At 26.8% G+C, this 18709-nt stretch carries 18 protein-coding genes; 6 read left to right on the top strand and 12 right to left on the bottom strand.

All coding sequences use genetic code 11. From position 1 onward, the window contains the following. The 12 genes from CKV87_RS02270 to CKV87_RS02215 form a co-directional block, all read right to left on the bottom strand. Nucleotides 1-408: a response regulator gene (locus CKV87_RS02270; protein ID WP_012012270.1), complete on the bottom strand. Its 408-nt coding sequence runs from the start codon at nt 406-408 to the stop codon at nt 1-3. Beyond that, nucleotides 395-2221, bottom strand: a complete 1827-nt coding sequence (locus CKV87_RS02265) for a PAS domain S-box protein (protein ID WP_012012269.1) — start codon at nt 2219-2221, stop codon at nt 395-397. Before CKV87_RS02265 ends, CKV87_RS02270 begins: the two co-directional genes overlap by 14 nt. 118 nt (nt 2222-2339) lie before the next feature. Beyond that, nucleotides 2340-4325 carry an ATP-dependent zinc metalloprotease FtsH gene (gene ftsH / locus CKV87_RS02260; RefSeq protein ID WP_012012268.1) on the bottom strand — a complete coding sequence of 662 codons (1986 nt, stop codon included), beginning with the start codon at nt 4323-4325 and terminating at the stop codon, nt 2340-2342. Between the two features lie 4 nt (nt 4326-4329). After that, nucleotides 4330-5148, bottom strand: coding sequence for a 50S ribosomal protein L11 methyltransferase (locus CKV87_RS02255; protein WP_012012267.1), 819 nt, complete (start codon nt 5146-5148; stop codon nt 4330-4332). Nucleotides 5149-5229: 81 nt separating this feature from the next. Continuing rightward, entirely contained in the window at nt 5230-6159 is a 930-nt protein-coding gene (locus tag CKV87_RS02250; protein ID WP_004510516.1) for a tRNA dihydrouridine synthase, read from the bottom strand. Continuing rightward, nucleotides 6160-7167, bottom strand: a complete 1008-nt coding sequence (locus CKV87_RS02245; RefSeq protein ID WP_012012266.1) for a hypothetical protein — start codon at nt 7165-7167, stop codon at nt 6160-6162. A gap of 59 nt (nt 7168-7226) precedes the next feature. Then, nucleotides 7227-7682: a 23S rRNA (pseudouridine(1915)-N(3))-methyltransferase RlmH gene (locus CKV87_RS02240; RefSeq protein WP_004510514.1), complete on the bottom strand. Its 456-nt coding sequence runs from the start codon at nt 7680-7682 to the stop codon at nt 7227-7229. Continuing rightward, the gene (locus CKV87_RS02235) at nt 7672-8283 is read right to left on the bottom strand and encodes a thiamine phosphate synthase (RefSeq protein ID WP_012012264.1); all 612 of its coding nucleotides are present in this window, start codon (nt 8281-8283) and stop codon (nt 7672-7674) included. The genes CKV87_RS02240 and CKV87_RS02235 overlap by 11 nt, the downstream gene beginning before the upstream one ends. Nucleotides 8284-8286: 3 nt before the next feature. Next, a complete protein-coding gene (gene accD / locus CKV87_RS02230) occupies nt 8287-9150 on the bottom strand; it encodes an acetyl-CoA carboxylase, carboxyltransferase subunit beta (RefSeq protein WP_004510512.1) in 864 nt (287 codons plus the stop codon). A 101-nt stretch (nt 9151-9251) separates the two neighbouring features. Then, nucleotides 9252-10460, bottom strand: coding sequence for a methionine adenosyltransferase (gene metK / locus CKV87_RS02225; RefSeq protein WP_047022514.1), 1209 nt, complete (start codon nt 10458-10460; stop codon nt 9252-9254). Between the two features lie 179 nt (nt 10461-10639). Next, entirely contained in the window at nt 10640-12442 is a 1803-nt protein-coding gene (gene glmS / locus CKV87_RS02220; RefSeq protein ID WP_012012263.1) for a glutamine--fructose-6-phosphate transaminase (isomerizing), read from the bottom strand. Nucleotides 12443-12491: 49 nt separating this feature from the next. Next, nucleotides 12492-13265: an inositol monophosphatase family protein gene (locus CKV87_RS02215; RefSeq protein ID WP_012012262.1), complete on the bottom strand. Its 774-nt coding sequence runs from the start codon at nt 13263-13265 to the stop codon at nt 12492-12494. A gap of 64 nt (nt 13266-13329) precedes the next feature. Between CKV87_RS02215 and CKV87_RS02210 the strand changes: the two genes are divergently transcribed. The 6 genes from CKV87_RS02210 to CKV87_RS02185 all read left to right on the top strand — a co-directional run bounded on the left by CKV87_RS02210 (nt 13330) and on the right by CKV87_RS02185 (nt 18706). Further along, nucleotides 13330-13887, top strand: coding sequence for a YkgJ family cysteine cluster protein (locus tag CKV87_RS02210; RefSeq protein ID WP_041645043.1), 558 nt, complete (start codon nt 13330-13332; stop codon nt 13885-13887). A 91-nt stretch (nt 13888-13978) separates the two neighbouring features. Beyond that, a complete protein-coding gene (locus CKV87_RS02205) occupies nt 13979-15061 on the top strand; it encodes an ABC transporter permease (RefSeq protein WP_012012260.1) in 1083 nt (360 codons plus the stop codon). Beyond that, a complete protein-coding gene (locus tag CKV87_RS02200; protein ID WP_012012259.1) occupies nt 15058-15681 on the top strand; it encodes an ABC transporter ATP-binding protein in 624 nt (207 codons plus the stop codon). The genes CKV87_RS02205 and CKV87_RS02200 overlap by 4 nt, the downstream gene beginning before the upstream one ends. After that, nucleotides 15665-17236 (top strand): hypothetical protein, encoded by a 1572-nt coding sequence (locus CKV87_RS02195; protein WP_012012258.1) that lies wholly within the window; start codon nt 15665-15667, stop codon nt 17234-17236. Before CKV87_RS02200 ends, CKV87_RS02195 begins: the two co-directional genes overlap by 17 nt. Beyond that, complete coding sequence (locus CKV87_RS02190) at nt 17224-18189, top strand: hypothetical protein (protein WP_012012257.1); 966 nt, start codon at nt 17224-17226, stop codon at nt 18187-18189. The genes CKV87_RS02195 and CKV87_RS02190 overlap by 13 nt, the downstream gene beginning before the upstream one ends. Continuing rightward, nucleotides 18182-18706 carry a YceI family protein gene (locus CKV87_RS02185; protein ID WP_012012256.1) on the top strand — a complete coding sequence of 175 codons (525 nt, stop codon included), beginning with the start codon at nt 18182-18184 and terminating at the stop codon, nt 18704-18706. Before CKV87_RS02190 ends, CKV87_RS02185 begins: the two co-directional genes overlap by 8 nt. The last annotated feature ends 3 nt before the right edge of the window (nt 18707-18709 follow it).

Below are 18709 nucleotides of genomic sequence, written 5' to 3'. Positions count from 1 at the left end.
TTATTTCTTTAATTCATGTTCTAAAGATAAACTTTTTTCAATCATAGTTAAAAGTGCTTCTAAATTAAAAGGTTTTGATATATATTTATCAATTCCTAATTCCATAGCTTGGTTTAAATATTCACAATCATTATACGCTGTAGTTATTATGATTGGAATTTTAGGATTTATTTCTAGTATTCTTTTTGACATTTCTAAGCCGTTCATTTTTGGCATTTGAATATCTGTAATAATCATATCAATTTTATTTTTTAAAAAAATATTTATAGCTTCTTCACCATTTTTTGCTAAATATAGTTCTCCTAGATATTTTTGCAAAAAAAATGAAACCTCTTCTTGAGTCATCAAATCATCTTCAACATAAAGCAATTTTATATGTTTAAATAAATGAAGATTAATCTTTTTCATTATTGTCCTTATAACTATCTCTTATTGCTAAAAACTCATCTAAATTTTCAATAAATATATCTATTAGTTTTGGATCAAAATGTTTTCCTTTTTCATTTTTAAATAAGTCCAAAATATTCTCTAACGGCCAAGCTTTTTTATAACATCTATCACTTCCTAAAGCATCAAAAACATCTGCTACGGCAGTTATTCTTCCAAATATATGAATATCCTCACCTTTTAATCCCAAAGGATAACCTGTTCCATCCCATTTTTCATGGTGAGTATAAGATACAATCCCAGCAGCTCTAAGTGTTTCTCTTTTTGAATCTTTTAAAATATCGTAACCAATTTGAGTATGAGTTTTCATAATTTTCCACTCATCTTCATTTAACTTACCAGGTTTATTTAAAATAGCATCTGGAATACCAATTTTTCCAATATCGTGCATTGGAGAAGCAATAAAAAGTCTATTTACATCTTGTTGTGAAAGATTTACTTTTTGAGCTAAAAGTCTTGAATATTCAGCAACTCTTTTTACATGATTTCCTGTTTCACTACTTCTTGTTTCCCCTATTTCACCAAGTTTATAAATAATTTCTCTTTGAGTATCTTCTAACTCATCATGAAGATTTTCAATTTGTGTTATATCGTGTCTAACACTCATAAATTCTATAATCTCATCTTTTTCATTTCTTAAAGGAAAGAGTGTTACATGACAGTGAAAAACTTCGCCATTTTTCTTATAATTAGAGACTTTACCTTTCCAAATCTTTTCAGAAAATATCTCTTCTATTTTCTGATTTGACTCTTCTTCACTTAGATTATAATGTTTTAGTATTGAATAAGGTTTACCCAATAATTCATCTTTTGAATATCCACTAATATTATAAAATGCATCGTTTGCATAAGTAATATTTTTATTTGTATCAACTCTTAATATGATATTACTTTCATCAATTGCTTCTTTGTATGTGTTTACTAATTTTATTGTTTCATTTAAATCTAAACTATTTTTTTGTGTTAAATTTTCAAAATATTCTCTTGAAAGTTCTAAATCTGTAATATCATTAGCCAAAGATATAAATTCTAAAATATCTCCATTTGTATCTAAAATAGGTTTTACTATTAAATCTACAAAATATTCTTTTCCTTCTTTAGAAATATTTTTAATTCTTCCATGCCAAGATTTTTTTTCAACTTTAATTTTTTTCCACATATCTTTAAATATATTTTTGTCAATATTTGGATGACTAATTATATTATGAGATTTTCCTAATAATTCATCTTTTTTATAACCTGATATTTTTTCAAATGGTTCATTTATATAAGTAATTATTCCTTCTTTTGTGGCTTTTGAAACTATTGAACGTTCATCAACTACATCTTTATATTGCTTTAAAGTATTAAAAATCTCTTTATTTTCTTTTTCTAAAAAAATATTTTTTGAAACAGAAAATAGTGTTTCACTTAATGCATATAAATTTAATGGTTTTGTTAGATAGTTGGATATATTTAATTTTATAGCTTCAAATAAATATTCTATATCACTAAATGTGGTTACAATGACTGTTTGAACTTGAGGATTCATCTCTTTTATTGCTTTAATCATTTGTATTCCATCCATTACTGGCATTTGGATATCAGTTATGACTAAATCTGGATTATGTTTTTTGAATAGTTCTAAACCTTCTTGTCCATTTTTAGCAACAATTAGTTTTAAAGCTTTTTTTTCTAAAAAGTACTCTAACTCTTCTCTTGTATTATCATCATCTTCGACATATAATAATGTCATTTTTTTTAGATAAAAAAAATAGTCTTGTTTATTTTCCATTTTTTCTCTTTAGAAGTAAGATTTGATAAATTATACTACAAATAAAAAGAAAAGTGTTTTTAAATATTTTGTAAGTTTAAAGGTGAAAATTAGACTTAATCTAATTTCTACCTAATTTTTATTCATCAGTTGAAGTAGTTTTTTCTTCTGTAATTGCATCAGAGTGTAAATCTTCATCTTCAAAAACAGTTCCACCATTTTCTTTGATAATTTCTCTTACTCTTTCACCTGTAATTACTTCAATATCTAATAGTTCTGCTGTCATTTGCTCAATTGCGGCGCTATTATCTTTTAATGCTTGTAAAACAATTTCATATCTTTCATTTAATATTGTTTTTACGTGATTATCAAGTTCTTTTGCCATAGCATCTGAATAATCTTTTTGAGTTTGTCCACCTAAAAATTGATTTGTTCTTTTTTCTAAAACCATCAATCCAGCAATATCACTCATACCATAAATAGTTGCCATTGATTTTATAATTCCAGTTGCTCTTTCTAAGTCATTTCCAGCACCAGTACTAATTTCACCAATAAACACTTGTTCTGCTGCTCGTCCACCTAATAAAACATCAACTTCAGCAAGTAACTCATGTTTTTGCATCAAATATTTATTCTCTTCAGGAGTATTTAAAGTATATCCAAGTGCAGCAAGTCCTCTTGGAACAATAGATACTTTATTTACTTTATTTGCACCTTTTGTAATCTCAGCAATTAAAGCATGACCACTTTCGTGATATGCTACGATTTTTCTCTCTTTTGGAGAAATTCTTCTTGATTTTTTCTCTAATCCAGCAATTTGTCTTTCAACTGCTTCTTTAAAATCTTCTGGTCCTACTTCATTTTTTGAAGCACGTCCAGCTAAAAGTGCAGCCTCATTTACAATATTTGCTAAATCAGCTCCTGCAAGTCCAGCTGTCATTTTTGCAACTTCTTTTAAATCTACATTCTTACCTAATTTTACATCTTTGATATGTACATTTAAAATTTCAATTCTTCCTTCATAATCAGGTTTATCAACTAAAACTTGTCTATCAAATCTTCCTGGTCTTAAAAGTGCTGGGTCAAGAACTTCTGGTCTATTTGTTGCAGCTAATACAATAACAGGTGCATGTTCTGTTGAGAATCCATCCATTTCAGCTAAAAGCTGATTTAATGTTTGTTCTCTTTCATCATTTCCACCCATTGGTCCACCACTTGCTCTACTTTTACCAATAGCATCAATCTCATCAATAAATATAATTGCAGGAGCAACTTTTTTTGCTTGTTCAAATAAATCTCTAACTCTTGAAGCTCCAACTCCAACAAACATCTCAATAAATGCTGAACCAGAAACTGATAAAAACTCAACATTTGCTTCACCAGCAACTGCTTTTGCTAAAAGTGTTTTTCCTGTACCTGGAGGTCCTACTAATAAAACACCTTTTGGAATTTGAGCTCCAAGTCTTACATATCTATCTGGAGATTTTAAGAAATCAACAACTTCTTGAACTTCTTCTTTTGCTTCTTTGTTTCCAGCCATATCATCAAATTTTACATTTGGTTTTTCAGAATTTATCATCTTTTTTGATGAACCAATTCCAAGGATTCCTCCTGAACCACCACCCATAGATTTTTGCATTCTTTTTGCAATAAACATCCAAATAGCAAAGAAAATAAAGATTGGTAAAACCCAACCAAATAAAATATCAGCTAGAATATTTTCTTCATTTATTCCACCATAACCAATATTGTTTTTTTCTAATTCAGTAATCAAAGTTTCATCAGGTATTACTCGTCTTGCAGTATAAGTTATAACTTGTCCACCTTCACTTTTAGAAATAGCTCTAATTTGAGTATTTCCAATACCTACATATTCAATTTTTCCTGCACTAATTAATTTTTTCAAATCTGAATAAGCAATTGTTTTATTTGAACTTTGCCCAAATGCTTGAACATTAGAGTTTGACACTCCCATAGTTTCGTCAGAAAAAATAGTTTTAAATGCAAATATTGTAACTATTGCAAAAATTACAAATATTAAAATTGGATTATTGTTAAAAAAATTATTGTTATTATCGTTGTTATTGATATTGTTATTATCATTTTGTTGTTGTTTTTTTGACATTTAACTAAGACTCCTTATTCTTTTTAAATATTGCAGTTACCCATTCATTTTTATGAATAACTTTTATAACTTCTAAATCTTTAAATTTATTTAATACTCTATTCTCATGTTTATCTAAAATACCTGAAATAATCAGTAAACCATCAGGATTTAAAGATTTTTTTAAATCATTTGCTATCATAACTAAAACATCTGCTACTATGTTTGCTATTACAACATCATAAGTTTTTGTTGATTTATTTATAGAACCAACCCAACTATCATTAAATTTAGCATTGTTTAATTCAAAATTTGATTTTGTATCAACTATACAAACTTCATCTGTATCACAAATATCAACTACACAACCTTTTTTAGCTGCTGCAATTGCTAAAATACCACTTCCAGTTCCTACATCTAAAACTGTTTGTTTTTCTTTCACAAACTCATCTATTGCTTCTATACAAGAAGAAGTTGTTTCATGATGTCCTGAACCAAAAGATAATGCAGGGTCAATTATAATATCAATTTTATTATCTTTTTTTTCTTCCCAAGACGGACGAATAAAGAAATTCCCAACTTCAACTGATTTAACAGATTTTTGGTACTCTTTTATCCAATCAATATTCTCTTTTTTTTCATAAATTATTTCACATTTTACATCTAAAGCTTCAGAAAATCTCTCTATTCCAAACTTTAAATCATCTAGTTCATCTTCACTTCTAATAATTATACAACCATCATTTTCTTCAAAAGCATCTTCAGTTAATGACTCAAGTAGTTCTAAAAAAAGTTCGTAATTTTTTTTTGGTTTAAGCACCAATTCAAAATAGTATTTAGACAAATATTTCCTTTACAAAATACATTTTTACTTTTAAAAAGTGCAATATTCTATCGAAATAACTTTTTAATTCAATTAAAGTTATTAAAAAAAGTTTTCTATCATATCTCGCATAACATCAACTTCACTAACTTTATTTACAATATCTCGAAACTCGTTAGCTCCCGTGTAACCTTTTGAATATGAATGCAAAAGTTTTCTAAACATTATAGCACCATGATTTCCATGAAAATTTATCATAGAATCAAAATGTTCTAAAATAATCTCTTTTTTCATTTCATTTGAAATATCTTCAATTCCATGTTTTAGTTGATAAAACACCCAAGGTTTTCCAATAGCACCTCGTCCTATCATCACTCCATTTGCTTTTGTATATTCTAAAACTTCTTTAGCTTTTGCATAATCTTTAATATCACCGTTTGCAATAACAGGGATTGAAATAGCTTCTTTCATCTGTTTTATTGCATCATAATCAACTGGAGCTTTATATTTCCCAGCTCGTGTTCTTCCATGAACAGATACAAAATCAACACCACAAGCTTCAACTGCTTTTCCAATTTCAACTGGAATTTTTTCATTTACTCCAAGTCTTACTTTTGCACTTGTATATTGTTTTTTAGAGTATTTTTTTACTGTACTTAAAATCTCTTCAAGTTTTTTTAAATCTCCTAAAAGATTTGAACCAGAGCCATGATTAAAAACTTTTGGAGCAGGACATCCACAATTTAAATCAATTCCATCAATGCCCTCAACATCATTTAAAATTTCAACTGCAGCTTTGACTAAATCAACACTATTTCCTGCAATTTGTACAAAATATGGATCTTCAGTAGGAGATTTTTCTACCATTTTAAGTGTTCTTGCACTTTTATATACTAAAGCATTTGAACTAATCATTTCTGAAATAGTTAAATCAGCACCAAATTTTTTAACAACACTTCTAAAAGGTAAATCTGTATAACCTGCAAGTGGTGCTAACACCACTAAAGGTCTTGTAAAGTCGAGTTTATTCATTTATTTATATGATAGAGTTTCTACATTATATTTTTTTCCAGCATCTTTTAAATCTAAAAGTGCTTTGAAAGGAAGGAACTCATTTTCTTGCGTATTTGCTAATACTTCTCTTAATTTATCAATCATTTCAAACTCACATAAAACATGTAAATATGCTGTAGTTGCTTCATCATTTTCAGATGATAGTTTTTCAAAAATTGAGATGATTTCATCTGGATTTAATATTTTTTCATAAGTTTTTGCTAAATTTAAATAATCTTTTTTATCAAAATTAAGCTCTTTTACTAATGCTAAAATTTCTTCTTGAGTAAATCCAAATTCATTATTTAAAGCATCTTTTTCAAAAAGTTTTTGTGCTAACTCTTTATCTAATTTAATATTTTTATAAAGTTTTTTAATTGTAGTCATAGTTTTTTCACTTAAAACTTTTAAGAAAGCTTTTTTAACTACATCTAAAGAGTAATTTTCTGGTTTTTTTATAACATCAACTGCAAAATCAACTTGTTCTTCTATTTTATTTAAAAGATTTTGTTTTGCTAAATCAGAATTTTCATTTAATTTTACAGATTTAACAAATTTTCCTTTATTTATATCTTGTACAGCTGCAACAGTTTTATTTAAATCCTCATTTAAAGAAGTAAAAGTTTCTGATTTAACAGATATGTTAAGTTGAGATAAAATAGCATATAACTCTCTAAATTTTTTTGTTCTAAATTTTGTAGCACTATCTTTTCCAAGTAATTGTGCATTTATAAACTCTATCATTGTTTCATGGTCTTTTGATACTGCCCATTTTTTAAAGAAATCACATGCAGCATAAAAAAATAAATGTAAATATGTAGCTATTGCTAAAAACAAGAATGGTAAAATAATCCAAACTGAAACTGGTAAAATTTGACTATATCCAAATAGTGAAATTTCGTAATCACCTAACTCTAAACTATATAAAAATCCAAATAACAAAATAGCTAAAATTACAGTAGAAACAATATATCTTTTAAGCCCCATCTTATCTCCTTTTAGAACTTCTTTTTTTTAAGTTTTGATTATACAAAAATGTTTATAAATTACTTATGATATGGATGATTATTTTGAATACATAAGCTTCTAAATATCTGCTCAGTTAAAACAACATTTGCCACTTTATGCGCCATTGTTAAATCACTTAATGAAATTACACTATCACACTTATTTAAAAACTCTCTTTGAAATCCATATGCACCACCAATAAAAAAATTAACTTCATTTTTATTATCAATTAATGATGAAAAGGCATAAGTATCAACTCTTTTGCCTAAAACATCAAGTGCAATGTTATAACCTTTTAACAAAGGTTCATATGTTTGAGAATATGCAAGTTGAGACTCTTTTTCTCCAATAGTTTGCGCTTTTGCTATATTTTTATTAAATATATAATGAACTTCAACTTTTGCATATTTTGATGACATTTTTATAAACTCTTTTATAATTTGGTCAAAATTATCAGCTGTTGGTTTTAATATTGCATAAATATTAATTTTCATCAAAAAATCCACTTCCAACAACATTAAATTTTACATTTAAAATCTTATCTTCTATTTTTACACCACCAATAGCACAAACTGGATGTTTAGAAATTTTTGCTAAATAACTAATTTTTTCACCTAAAATAGTACTTACATCTTTTGTATTAGTTTGTTTATAAGCTCCAAGACCAATCATATCTAAGTTCAATTCATTTGCTTCTAAAATCTCTATTTCATTGTGAGTTGAAAGTCCAAGTAGTTTATCTTTGATTTTAGTTCTTACAAGTTTTATAGCAAGTTTTTTATCTTTATGAATTTTTTCTAAGTCTTCTTGACCTAAGTGCAAACCATCTGCAAAATCTATAAGTTCTATTTTATCATTTACAATTATTGGGATATTCAATTGTGATTTTAAATATAAAAGATTTATTTTTTGTTCTTCAAATGATGAAATTTTATCTCTATATTGGATAATTTTTACATCTTTTTTTCTACATAAATCAACAAAAGTTTCTAAAGAAATATTTTTTTTAAGTAGCGTTTCATAATCACATAAAACATATAAGTAGTTGAAAGCTTCAAGTTTAAAACCCAAAGCTTTTTCTAAATTTGAAATCATTTATTAACTAATTTTTTCTCTTTGAAACATTGTTAATAAATCTGTCAAAGTTTGCTTCATCTTAGATCTATTAACAACCATATCAATAGAACCTTTTTCAAGTAAAAATTCTGCTCTTTGGAAACCTTCTGGTAAATCTGCACCAATTGTTTGTTTTATAACTCTTTGTCCTGCAAATCCAATCAATGCTCCTGGCTCAGCCATAATAATATCACCTAAAAAAGCAAATGAAGCAGAAACTCCTCCCATTGTAGGATCTGTTAAAATAGAGATATATGGAAGTTTTGCATGATCAAGTTTTTTAAGTGCCGCAGAAGTTTTAGCCATTTGCATTAAAGCAAAAGTTGATTCTTGCATTCTAGCTCCTCCAGAAGCTGATACAATAATCAAACCTTGCTCTTTTTCAATAGCTCTATTTACAGCTCTTACTATTTTCTCACCTTCAACGCTTCCTAAACTTCCACCCATAAAAGAAAAATCAAAAACTACCATTTGAACAGGAATTGAATTTATAGTACACTCTCCACTCACAACAGAAGATGTTCTTCCTGTTTTATCAAAAGCTTCTTCAACTCTTTTTTTATAAGAAGTTTTATCTACAAATTTTAAAGGGTCATTTGGTTTTAAATCTGCATCAAATTCAACAAAACTATTTTCATCAGATAGAATTTCTATTCTTCTTTTTGCACCAATTCTCATATGAAAACTACATTTAGGGCAAACATTATCTTGATTTTCTACCTCTTTAAAGAACATTAATGCACTACAATTTGGACACTTTATCCAGTGAGTTGGTGCATCTTTTTTTGTTGGTTGTTCTTTTTTACTATCGAAAGATATTTTGCTAAATAAGTTTTTTAAATCCATATATACTCCTTTTAAATTGGTTCCCAATTTAAAAGGAACCCTTCTTTTTTATCTACTTTCAGGTCTTAAAAGTAGTAAATCTCTAATTTTTACTATTTTATTTAAAGATTTTTAAATTTTTCTAATTCGTCTAATTTTTCCCAAGGATAATCACTTTGTCCAACTTGTCCACGTGCAGCAACATCTGCATAAAGGAAAGTATCAGCACTTGGTTTATCCAAAGCAAATTTTTGTGTAATCCATCTTGGTGTTAATGGGAAATTTTCCATAACAAAAGCTGATAATACATCATCATTATGTTTTGTATAAGTTCCCATTGTATCAACAGCAACTGATGTTGGACGTGCAACTCCAATAGCATAAGATATTTGAACTATTGCTTTTTTAGCAAGTCCAGAAGCAACTATATGTTTTGCTATCCATCTTGCAGCATAAAGTCCACTTCTATCAACTTTAGTATAATCTTTACTACTTTGTGCTCCACCACCAATAGGCGCATATCCACCAAAAGAATCAACAATCAGCTTTCTTCCTGTTAAGCCACTATCATGTAATGATGAGTGATTTACATATCTTCCTGTTGGATTTATATGAATAATTGTACTATTTTTATCATATAATTTATCAGGTAACCCAGAGTTGTCAATTAACCCTTGAATCAATGTTCTTACTTCTTCAATTGGCATTCCTTCAACAGAAGGAGCACTTACAACTATTGTATGAATTTTTTGTGGTTTACAATTTTCAAAATTCTCTTTTGTACCATAATCAACAGTAACTTGAGTTTTTATATCAACCCCTAGTTTTTGATTATTTTTTAAAGCATAGTTATAAACTGTATCACAAAGTCTTCGTGCATATACTATTGCTGCAGGCATAAATTCAGCCGCTTCATTTGAAGCAAATCCAAACATAATTCCTTGATCACCTGCTCCAATTTCTCCAGTTGTTTGGTCAACTCCTTGAGAAATATCAGGACTTTGCTGATTTAATAAAACTTGTACTTTTACATCATCAGGATGAAGTGCTTGTTCTTTTGTAAATGCACTTTTTCCGTCATATCCAATTTTTGCTAATGCATCTTTTACTATTTTTTCATAATCATTTTGTGATAATTTTGCATTAGATTTTACTTCACCACCAATAACTATGTGTTTTCCAGCTACAAAAACTTCACTTGCAACTCTACTATTACTATCTTCAATTATTAATCTATCAACTATTGAATCTGCAATAATATCAGCACATTTATCAGGGTGTCCAGGGCTTACTACTTCACTTGTAAATAAGTATTGAGATTTTTTTTCCATTTTGTTTTCCATCCTTTGTTTTCCACAAGCTTTGCTTGAGTTGTTTTCCATCTTTTGTTTTCCATTTTTCTATCTCTTATAATTGTTAAGAAAATTAAAATAAAAATTTAAAGAATTCAATTTCCCTAAAAGGGAAAAAGTTTCTTATTTTAACAAAATTTAACTTATATGTTTTATATTTATTCGACAGTCACAGATTTAGCCAAGTTTCTTGGCATATCTACGTCATTTCCAAGTCTTATTGAAATTTCCATAGATAAAAGTTGTAAAACAACCAACATTTCAAAAAACTCTAACATATAGTGTTCTGATTTATTTATTTTTATAAAATCATCAGCCAAATCAAAATCAAGTGCAGAAATAGCACAAATAGTACTATCTCTAGCACTAAGTTCTTCTACGTTTGATTTAATTTTATCATAAAGTAAATTTTGTGGCATAAGTGCGATTGTAAAAAGTTCTGGGTCTGCAAGAGCAATAGGACCATGTTTCATTTCACCTGCTGGATAACCTTCAGCATGTAAATAAGAAATCTCTTTTAGTTTTAAAGCACCTTCTAAAGCTAATGGATAAAATACATCTCTTCCAATGAAGAAAAATCCATGTCCATGTAAATATCTTTTTGATAATCTTCTTGTTTTTTCATGTATTTTGTCACTAATACAAAGTGATTTTGGAACTTCTCTTAAAGTGTGAAGTTCAACTTCTAATTTTTCATTTGAAATTACATTTTTTGCTTTTGCAAAATATAAAGACAACATCCAAAGAACAACTGTTTGAGTAGAAAATGCTTTTGTTGAAGCAACACCTTTTTCAATTCCAGCTCTTGTAAGGATAGTAAAATCAGCTGTTCTTGTCATAGAAGAGTTATCAACATTACAAATCACTAAAGTTTTTAATCCTGCATTTTTTGCCATTTTTAAAGCTTCTAAAGTATCAGCAGTTTCACCACTTTGTGAGATAACAATAAATAAAGTATCTTTAGTTAAAAGTGGTTCTTTATATCTAAATTCACTTGCTACTTCAACACTACATTTTATTTTAGAAATTCTCTCAAATAAATATGAAGAAGTAAGTCCTGCATGATATGAAGTCCCACAAGCACAAATTTTTATTTCATTTATTCCATCAATTATTGATTTATCAATTTCATCAAATAAAATTTCATTATCTTTTATTCTTCCTAACATACAATCGCTAACTACACTACTTTGCTCATAAATTTCTTTTTCCATAAAAAATCTATATCCATCTTTTTGAGCAAACTGTTTTGATGTTGGTAATGTACTCCATTTATGATTATCACTGAAAAATTCTATACCAAAAGCAGTTGCAACTCCACCAACTTTGTCTTCTAAATAAACAACATCATTTGCTAATCCAATAAGTGGAGCATCAGATGAAGCAAATAAAACTTCATCTTCTTCAATTCCTCGTGCAACGATTAAAGGACTTCCTAATTTATAGAAAAATATTTTTTTAGGTTCAGCTTTTGAGATTAAAAGAATTGAAAAAGCACCTTCAAGTCTTGAAACTGTATTTTGAAAAGCTTTTGTAGCATCATTTAATTGGTTATTGTAATTTTCAAAAAGATGAACTATAACTTCTGTATCTGTTTGAGATACAAATTTATGTCCTTTTTGTGTTAATTCATCTTTTAACTCTTTATAGTTTTCAATTATTCCATTATGAACTACATAAGAATACTCTCCTAAATGTGGATGAGCATTTAGTTCTGTTGGTTTTCCATGAGTTGCCCATCTTGTATGACCAATTCCTAAATCATAATCTTTAGAAGGTACACTATTTACTTTTTCTTCTAAATTTACAAGTTTTCCTAATGCTTTAAAAACATCAATATTATCATCTTTAAGTACAGCAATTCCAGCACTATCATAACCTCTATACTCTAACTCTTTTAAACCATCTAATAATAATTTTGTAGTATCTTTTTTACCAATATATCCAACTATTCCGCACATTTTATAAAACCTTTATATATTTTTCAAAATTAATTATATTTAATAATCACTAAATATTTAGTTTTTCGATTAATTTATCATGTATTTTTCCATTTGTTGCAACTATATATTTATCTTCAAATAGATTATACTCTTCACCATTTATATTAGTGATTTTTCCACCAGCTTCACTTAATATTAAAACTCCAGCACTTACATCCCAAGGTTTTAAATTCATCTCATAATATCCTTCAAAAGTTCCACGTGCTACAAAACATAAATCAATAGAAGCACTTCCTAATCTTCTTAAGTCTTGACAAAAAGGTAAAACATCTTTTATTTTTTTCAAAACATCTTTTAAATCACTTTCATTTGAGCCACTTGTATATGGAAATCCTGTAGCAATAAGCGATTTTTGTAAATCTTCTTCGATACTAACTTTTAATTTTTTACCATTTAAAAAAGCACCTTTTCCCGCTCTAGCAAAATATAACTCATCTAAAATTGGATTATAAACAACTGCTAAAAAAGGTTTTTTATTTTTATAAACTCCAACAGATATAGCTGTATGTGGAACTCCATTTACAAAATTTGTAGTTCCATCTATTGGATCAATTATAATTGAATTATTAAACTCTACTTTTGAGTTATCTGACTCTTCAGCTATGATATTAAACTCTTCAAAATGTTTACTAAAATGTTTTTTTAGATAATTTTCAACAGCAACATCATATTTTGTTACTAAATCTTTTTTCGCTTTAAAAGATACTTCTTTATCTGAGTAATAACCATTTTTAAGTATTTTTCCAGCTTTTTTTATAATTTTTATTAATTTCTTTTTCATAGGATTTCCTAAATTTTTTTATTATTTTATCTAATTGAAACAAAATATATGTAAAATCCCTTTTATGAAAGATTTTATTCCTACTTTAAATCAAAACTTTACTTTTGGAAATTGTAAAAATTGCCAAGCACATTGTTGTAGTGGATTACATGGAAGTATTTATTCCCAAATTTTAAAAGAAGAGTTTGAAGCCACTTATAAAAATTTTCCTATCTTATTTATATTTGGTTCTTTAAAATTCATAAAACCTGTCATTTTGTTGTCTAATGGCTTTGATTTTTGTCCGCACTTAAAAAATTTTAAATGTACTATTTATGAAAATCGTCCAATCGTATGTAAAACTTATCCTTTAAGTCCAAATCTGGATAATCAAATTTATATAGATAGTTCTTGTCCTGAAATAAATAAAGGAAAAGAGCCTTTAAAGTTTGAAGAAAGTTATTTTAAAAACTATCAAGAAAAATATATAGAGACTCATTTTGAATTTGAAAATCTAAAAAAAGAAGATTTTATAAAAATATTTACTATTAGAAATATAGACTTTTTTAAATATATAGGTAACACAAACTCAAAATACCTGACTTTTCATAAACTATCATTATCAAATCTAAATAAATACTAAAATCAAATAAATATGAACAAAAATTCATATTTAATTCATCATATATTCATATTCAAAGATTAAACTTTCAAAAAATAAGAAAGGAGTTATCTTGGTTTCATATGCTTTTAAAGCACTATTTGCAAATAAACTAAAAACCTTTTTAATCGTTTTAAGTCTCATTTTTTCGATAGTTTCTATATTTTTGATTAGTTCTATTTCAAATGGAGTTATCTCTATGTATTCAACACTTCTAAAAAGTGATGGAGATATTATAGTTACTCAAGCAAAAATATCTGATACATTTTTTTCAAATGTAAATATCAACTTAATTGAACAAATAAATAACTTAAAAGATATAAAAGATACATCAGCGATGATTGTAGGAGCAAGTCCTGTTGAAAAACTTCCAATCATTGCAGTTTATGGAGTAACGCAAAATAGATTTAAAAATTACACTTTAACACAAGGAAAATATCCATCACAAAATGAAGTAATTATTGGAAAATCAATATTTGAACAACTAGTAAATAAAAATGAAATTCAAATTGCAAATAAAAGTTTTAAAATCTCTGGAGTTTTTAAAAGTGAAATTGGTTTTGAAAATGGTGGTGTTGTTTTAAATATAGATGATGCTGGAAATATTTTTAATAAATCAGCTTCAATGATTTTAGTAAACACAACTTTAAATGCAGATGTTGAAAATATTATAAAAGAGATTAAAAATTTATCAGAAGATATTGATGTTAAATCAACACAAAATTTTGTAGATAACTACAATCAATTCAAAATCATAAAAACTTCATCAAATGTTATTTCATTTATCGCTTTTTCCATGGGTTTACTTGGAATTGTAAGCCTTATGAGTATCACAATAAATCAAAGAAAAGCTGAATTTGGAATAAAAAGAGCTTTAGGAATAAAAACATCAAAAATCGTTTATTCAATAATGGTTGAGAGTTTTTTACTCGGAGTTTTTAGTTTTGTTTGTGCCTTTATTATTTCAAATGTAACTTTGTATTTTGTAAAAAATGCAAAAACTCTACAAGGTTATGTAAATGGAGAGATATCTATTGAATTAGGTTTTTATATCTTTGTTACTTCTATTTTAATGGCAATTATTGGTTCAATAATTCCAGCTTTAAATGCTGCAAAAACTGATCCAGTTGAACTTATTCAAGGAAATAAAATATGATAAAAGCAGTTCATTTAACACACTATTACAATAAAGATTTAGCTTTAGAAAATATAAATTTACAAATAAACAAAGGAGAATTTATATGTTTAGTAGGTGAAAGTGGAAGTGGAAAATCTACACTTTTATCACTTTTATCTACTCTTTTAAAACAAACAAGTGGTCAACTTTTTTTTGAAGGAAAGAATTATAAAGATATAGAAGATATCGATAGTTTTAGAAGAACAAATATCGGTTTTATCTTTCAATTTCATTATTTAATAAACTATTTAACAGTTAAAGAAAATATAAAACTCGCAAAAGAAAAAGCAACACATGAGGAAATTTATAATCTATTAAAAATTTTGAAAATAGAAAATCTAATAGATAAATATCCAAACGAAATTTCAGGAGGTCAAAAACAAAGAGTTGCAATAGCAAGAGCTTTGATAAACAGACCAAAAGTAATAATCGCAGATGAGCCAACAGGAAATTTAGATTCAAAAAACTCTTTAAACGTTTTTGAAATTTTTAAAAAATTAAGTGAAAGTGGAACAACAATAATAGTTGCTACACACGATAAAGATTTAGCAAAGTTTGCAAATAAAATTTATGAGGTAAAAGATGGAAAAATCAGTTAATTTTGAACAATTTATCAATAGACATTTTAAAATATCTATTGCTTTTTTTGCAATAGGATTATTTTTTGGAATTGTTTATTCATTAAACTTATTAGGATTTATTATAGATTCTGAAACTTTAAATCCTGTGAATATGAGAGCAATTCATATAAGTTTAATGCTTTATGGTTTTGTTCCTTTAATGCTTTCATATTTACCTTTCTTACTTATAAATAAAGAAGCTGGAATTTCAAATGAAGGACTTAAGTTTTTAAATCTTTATACTCTTATTTGGTATATATTTTTAGTTTTTATGGTTATGTCTTTACTTTTAGGTAAAAATAGAGGTTTAGCTTTTTATGATTTTGCTTATGAACTAAACTTTTTATTGGCATTTGCTGGACTATTTTATATCTTGGCTTTATACAAATTTATCAAACTTTATAAAGTTCTTCCTTTATGGATAAAAGTGTGTTTAAGAGTTGTAACAATTGCTCCATTTACACTTTTGATTTTGATGAATCCAACAATTGGACAAGTTGAAAGTACAATATCTGGACCTCATGGAGATAATACACTTGGAATGAGTTTAGCTTTAATTCCTATTTATTATTTAATCATCAAACTATTAAATGAGGGTGAATTCAAAGCTAGATGGAATATTTTATGGATTATTCCAACAATTTTTTATTTTAGTTCAGTTTTATACAGAATTTTTATTGGTCATCTATCATATAACCAAGAGTGGTTTTTGCAATATCTAACTCTTTTATATGTTCCACTTTTATATAGATGGTACAAAGATAGTAATATCAGTGATGTTGCTAAAAAAGCTCTATTAGTTTCTATTTTAGCTTTTTTATTTGTTGATGTTGAAGGAAATATTCTGTTCATTCCAGAAATTAGATGGGTATTTCATAGAAATGATTTAATAGTTGCTCATGCACATGTTGCTATGGGAATTGGAGTATTTTTTATGGTTATTTCAATGTTTATAAATCATATAAAAGAACTACATAAAAATATATTTTTAGAAATTTATTTAATTGGTATTTTAGGAATTTTTACAGCTTTAAGTATTTCAGGATTTACACAAGCTGGATTTAATTTACTTGAAACTCATACATTATGGATTTTTAGATCTTTATTTGGAGTTGTTGCATTTAGTTTTATATTTGCTTTTATAAAAATAAATACTTCTTACTCAAAGCTTCGATTATACAATCTAATAGGAATTTTAAGTGATGGAATTGGAGGAGTAATTTTAATTCTACTAGCAAGTTTTTTATATCCGATTTTAGGTTTTAGCTTTAGTGGAGTTTATGAATATGTTGTTTTTACTTTTGTAAGTACGACAGGAATTATTCACTACTTAGCTTTAAAAAATGAGAGTTATGAACAGTTATTAACAAATTTATCTGTGATTATTAGAGTATTTGCAAGTTCTATGTTTTTTGCTTTATATTCAAGTGGTAAACTTGGGATTGAAGGACTTGCAATTTGCCTTTTTGATTTAACTTTTGTTTTCATCTATTTAATTTTTATTCAAAAAAAGGAGTTTTTATGCAAAGATTAATTTTGATATTTTTTATTGCAAGTGAGTTATGTTATTACTTACTTATAGCACAAACTGGAATTGTTGAATATTTTTCATCAAACTTATTTTTAATAGCTCCTCTTCCAATTGGTGGAGTTATAGGTTCATTATTAGTTTCATACATAAAAATAAAAAATAAAATTTCACTATTTTTAGTTGCACAACTAATTTTAAGTTTTATGTATCCACATTACAACCTATTAACTCTTTTTATTTTAGGTTTTGTTGTTGGAAGTATGGCTCCACTAATTATAAATGAAGTTAAAAAAACTACATTTTTAGAACTTGGTCTTGCATTAAGTCTATCTTATGTTACAGGAACAATGCTTTTTAATTATGAAGTTTCTCAAAGAGAGATTATTGCAGTAACTCTTACGATGATAACTCTATTTTGTTCTTTATTTTTAAATTATATGAAAGAAGGAGAAAAACTAAATACAACAAGTCACTCTTTATTGATGATGATTTTATGGGTATTTTTAGATTCTGCACTATTTGAATCGCTTTCAAGAGATTTAGCCGTTTCTATTTGGAGAGGTGGTTTTACTTTTGAAATTGCATTATTTCATGTAATTGGTGTATTTAGTGCATTATTCTTTAAAATTGAAAAAAATCAAAAAGAGTTATTAATACTTACTCTTTTTGCACTTTCATATCTATTTTATTTTTTAAGGGAGGGTTTTATTTTATCATTGATTTACCCATTTGTAATTTCATATTACAATGTAGTAATTCTTCAATCTATAAAAAAATTAGATTTTAGAACAATCTCATTTTATATGATATTTATAGGTTGGATGGCTTCAGGTGCTGGACTTTCTATAGCTTTAGCTAACTTGATATTCTTTGTTCCAATTACTCTTTTATTTGCAATTTTTAGAGTAATGAGTAAAGAGTATTTACCAAATAGCAAGGAGATTAAATATGTTTAAAAAAATAGTTCTTTTAATAGTTTTAAGTTTTAGTTTGTATGCAAACAACTTATCAGTAGTAACAGGTGAAATAAAGGGTCATACAGAAGTTTTTGGCGATAGCGAAATCAACCCAACAACAAAAGAGGTAAAAGCTAATTTAATAGTTGAAAATAGTTTAGAATCAATAAAAGGTCAAATATTTTTCGATACATTAAGTTTAGTTAGCGAAAAAAAAGATAGAGATGCTCATATGTACGAATTACTAAATGAACCAAAATTTAAAACTATCTCTATTGATATAAAAAATATTGTAAAAAATGGTATAAATTACGATATTAATGGAGTTCTTGTTTTAAATGGTGTTTCAAAAGATATTACAGTAAAAAGCAATATAACTGAGCAGAATAATCAAATTTTATTTGATGGAGGATTTTCATTTAACCTAACTGATTTTAATTTAGAACCACCAACAATGTTCTTTTTAACAGTTAGAAATCAAATTGATGTTACTTATAAAATTCAATTTAAAAGATAAAAG

The sequence above is a fragment of the Aliarcobacter butzleri genome (assembly GCF_900187115.1).
GTDB classification, from domain to species: Bacteria; Campylobacterota; Campylobacteria; order Campylobacterales; family Arcobacteraceae; genus Aliarcobacter; species Aliarcobacter butzleri.
The sequence above is the reverse complement of the archived record's forward strand: the minus strand, read 5'-3'. Positions and strand labels throughout refer to the sequence as shown.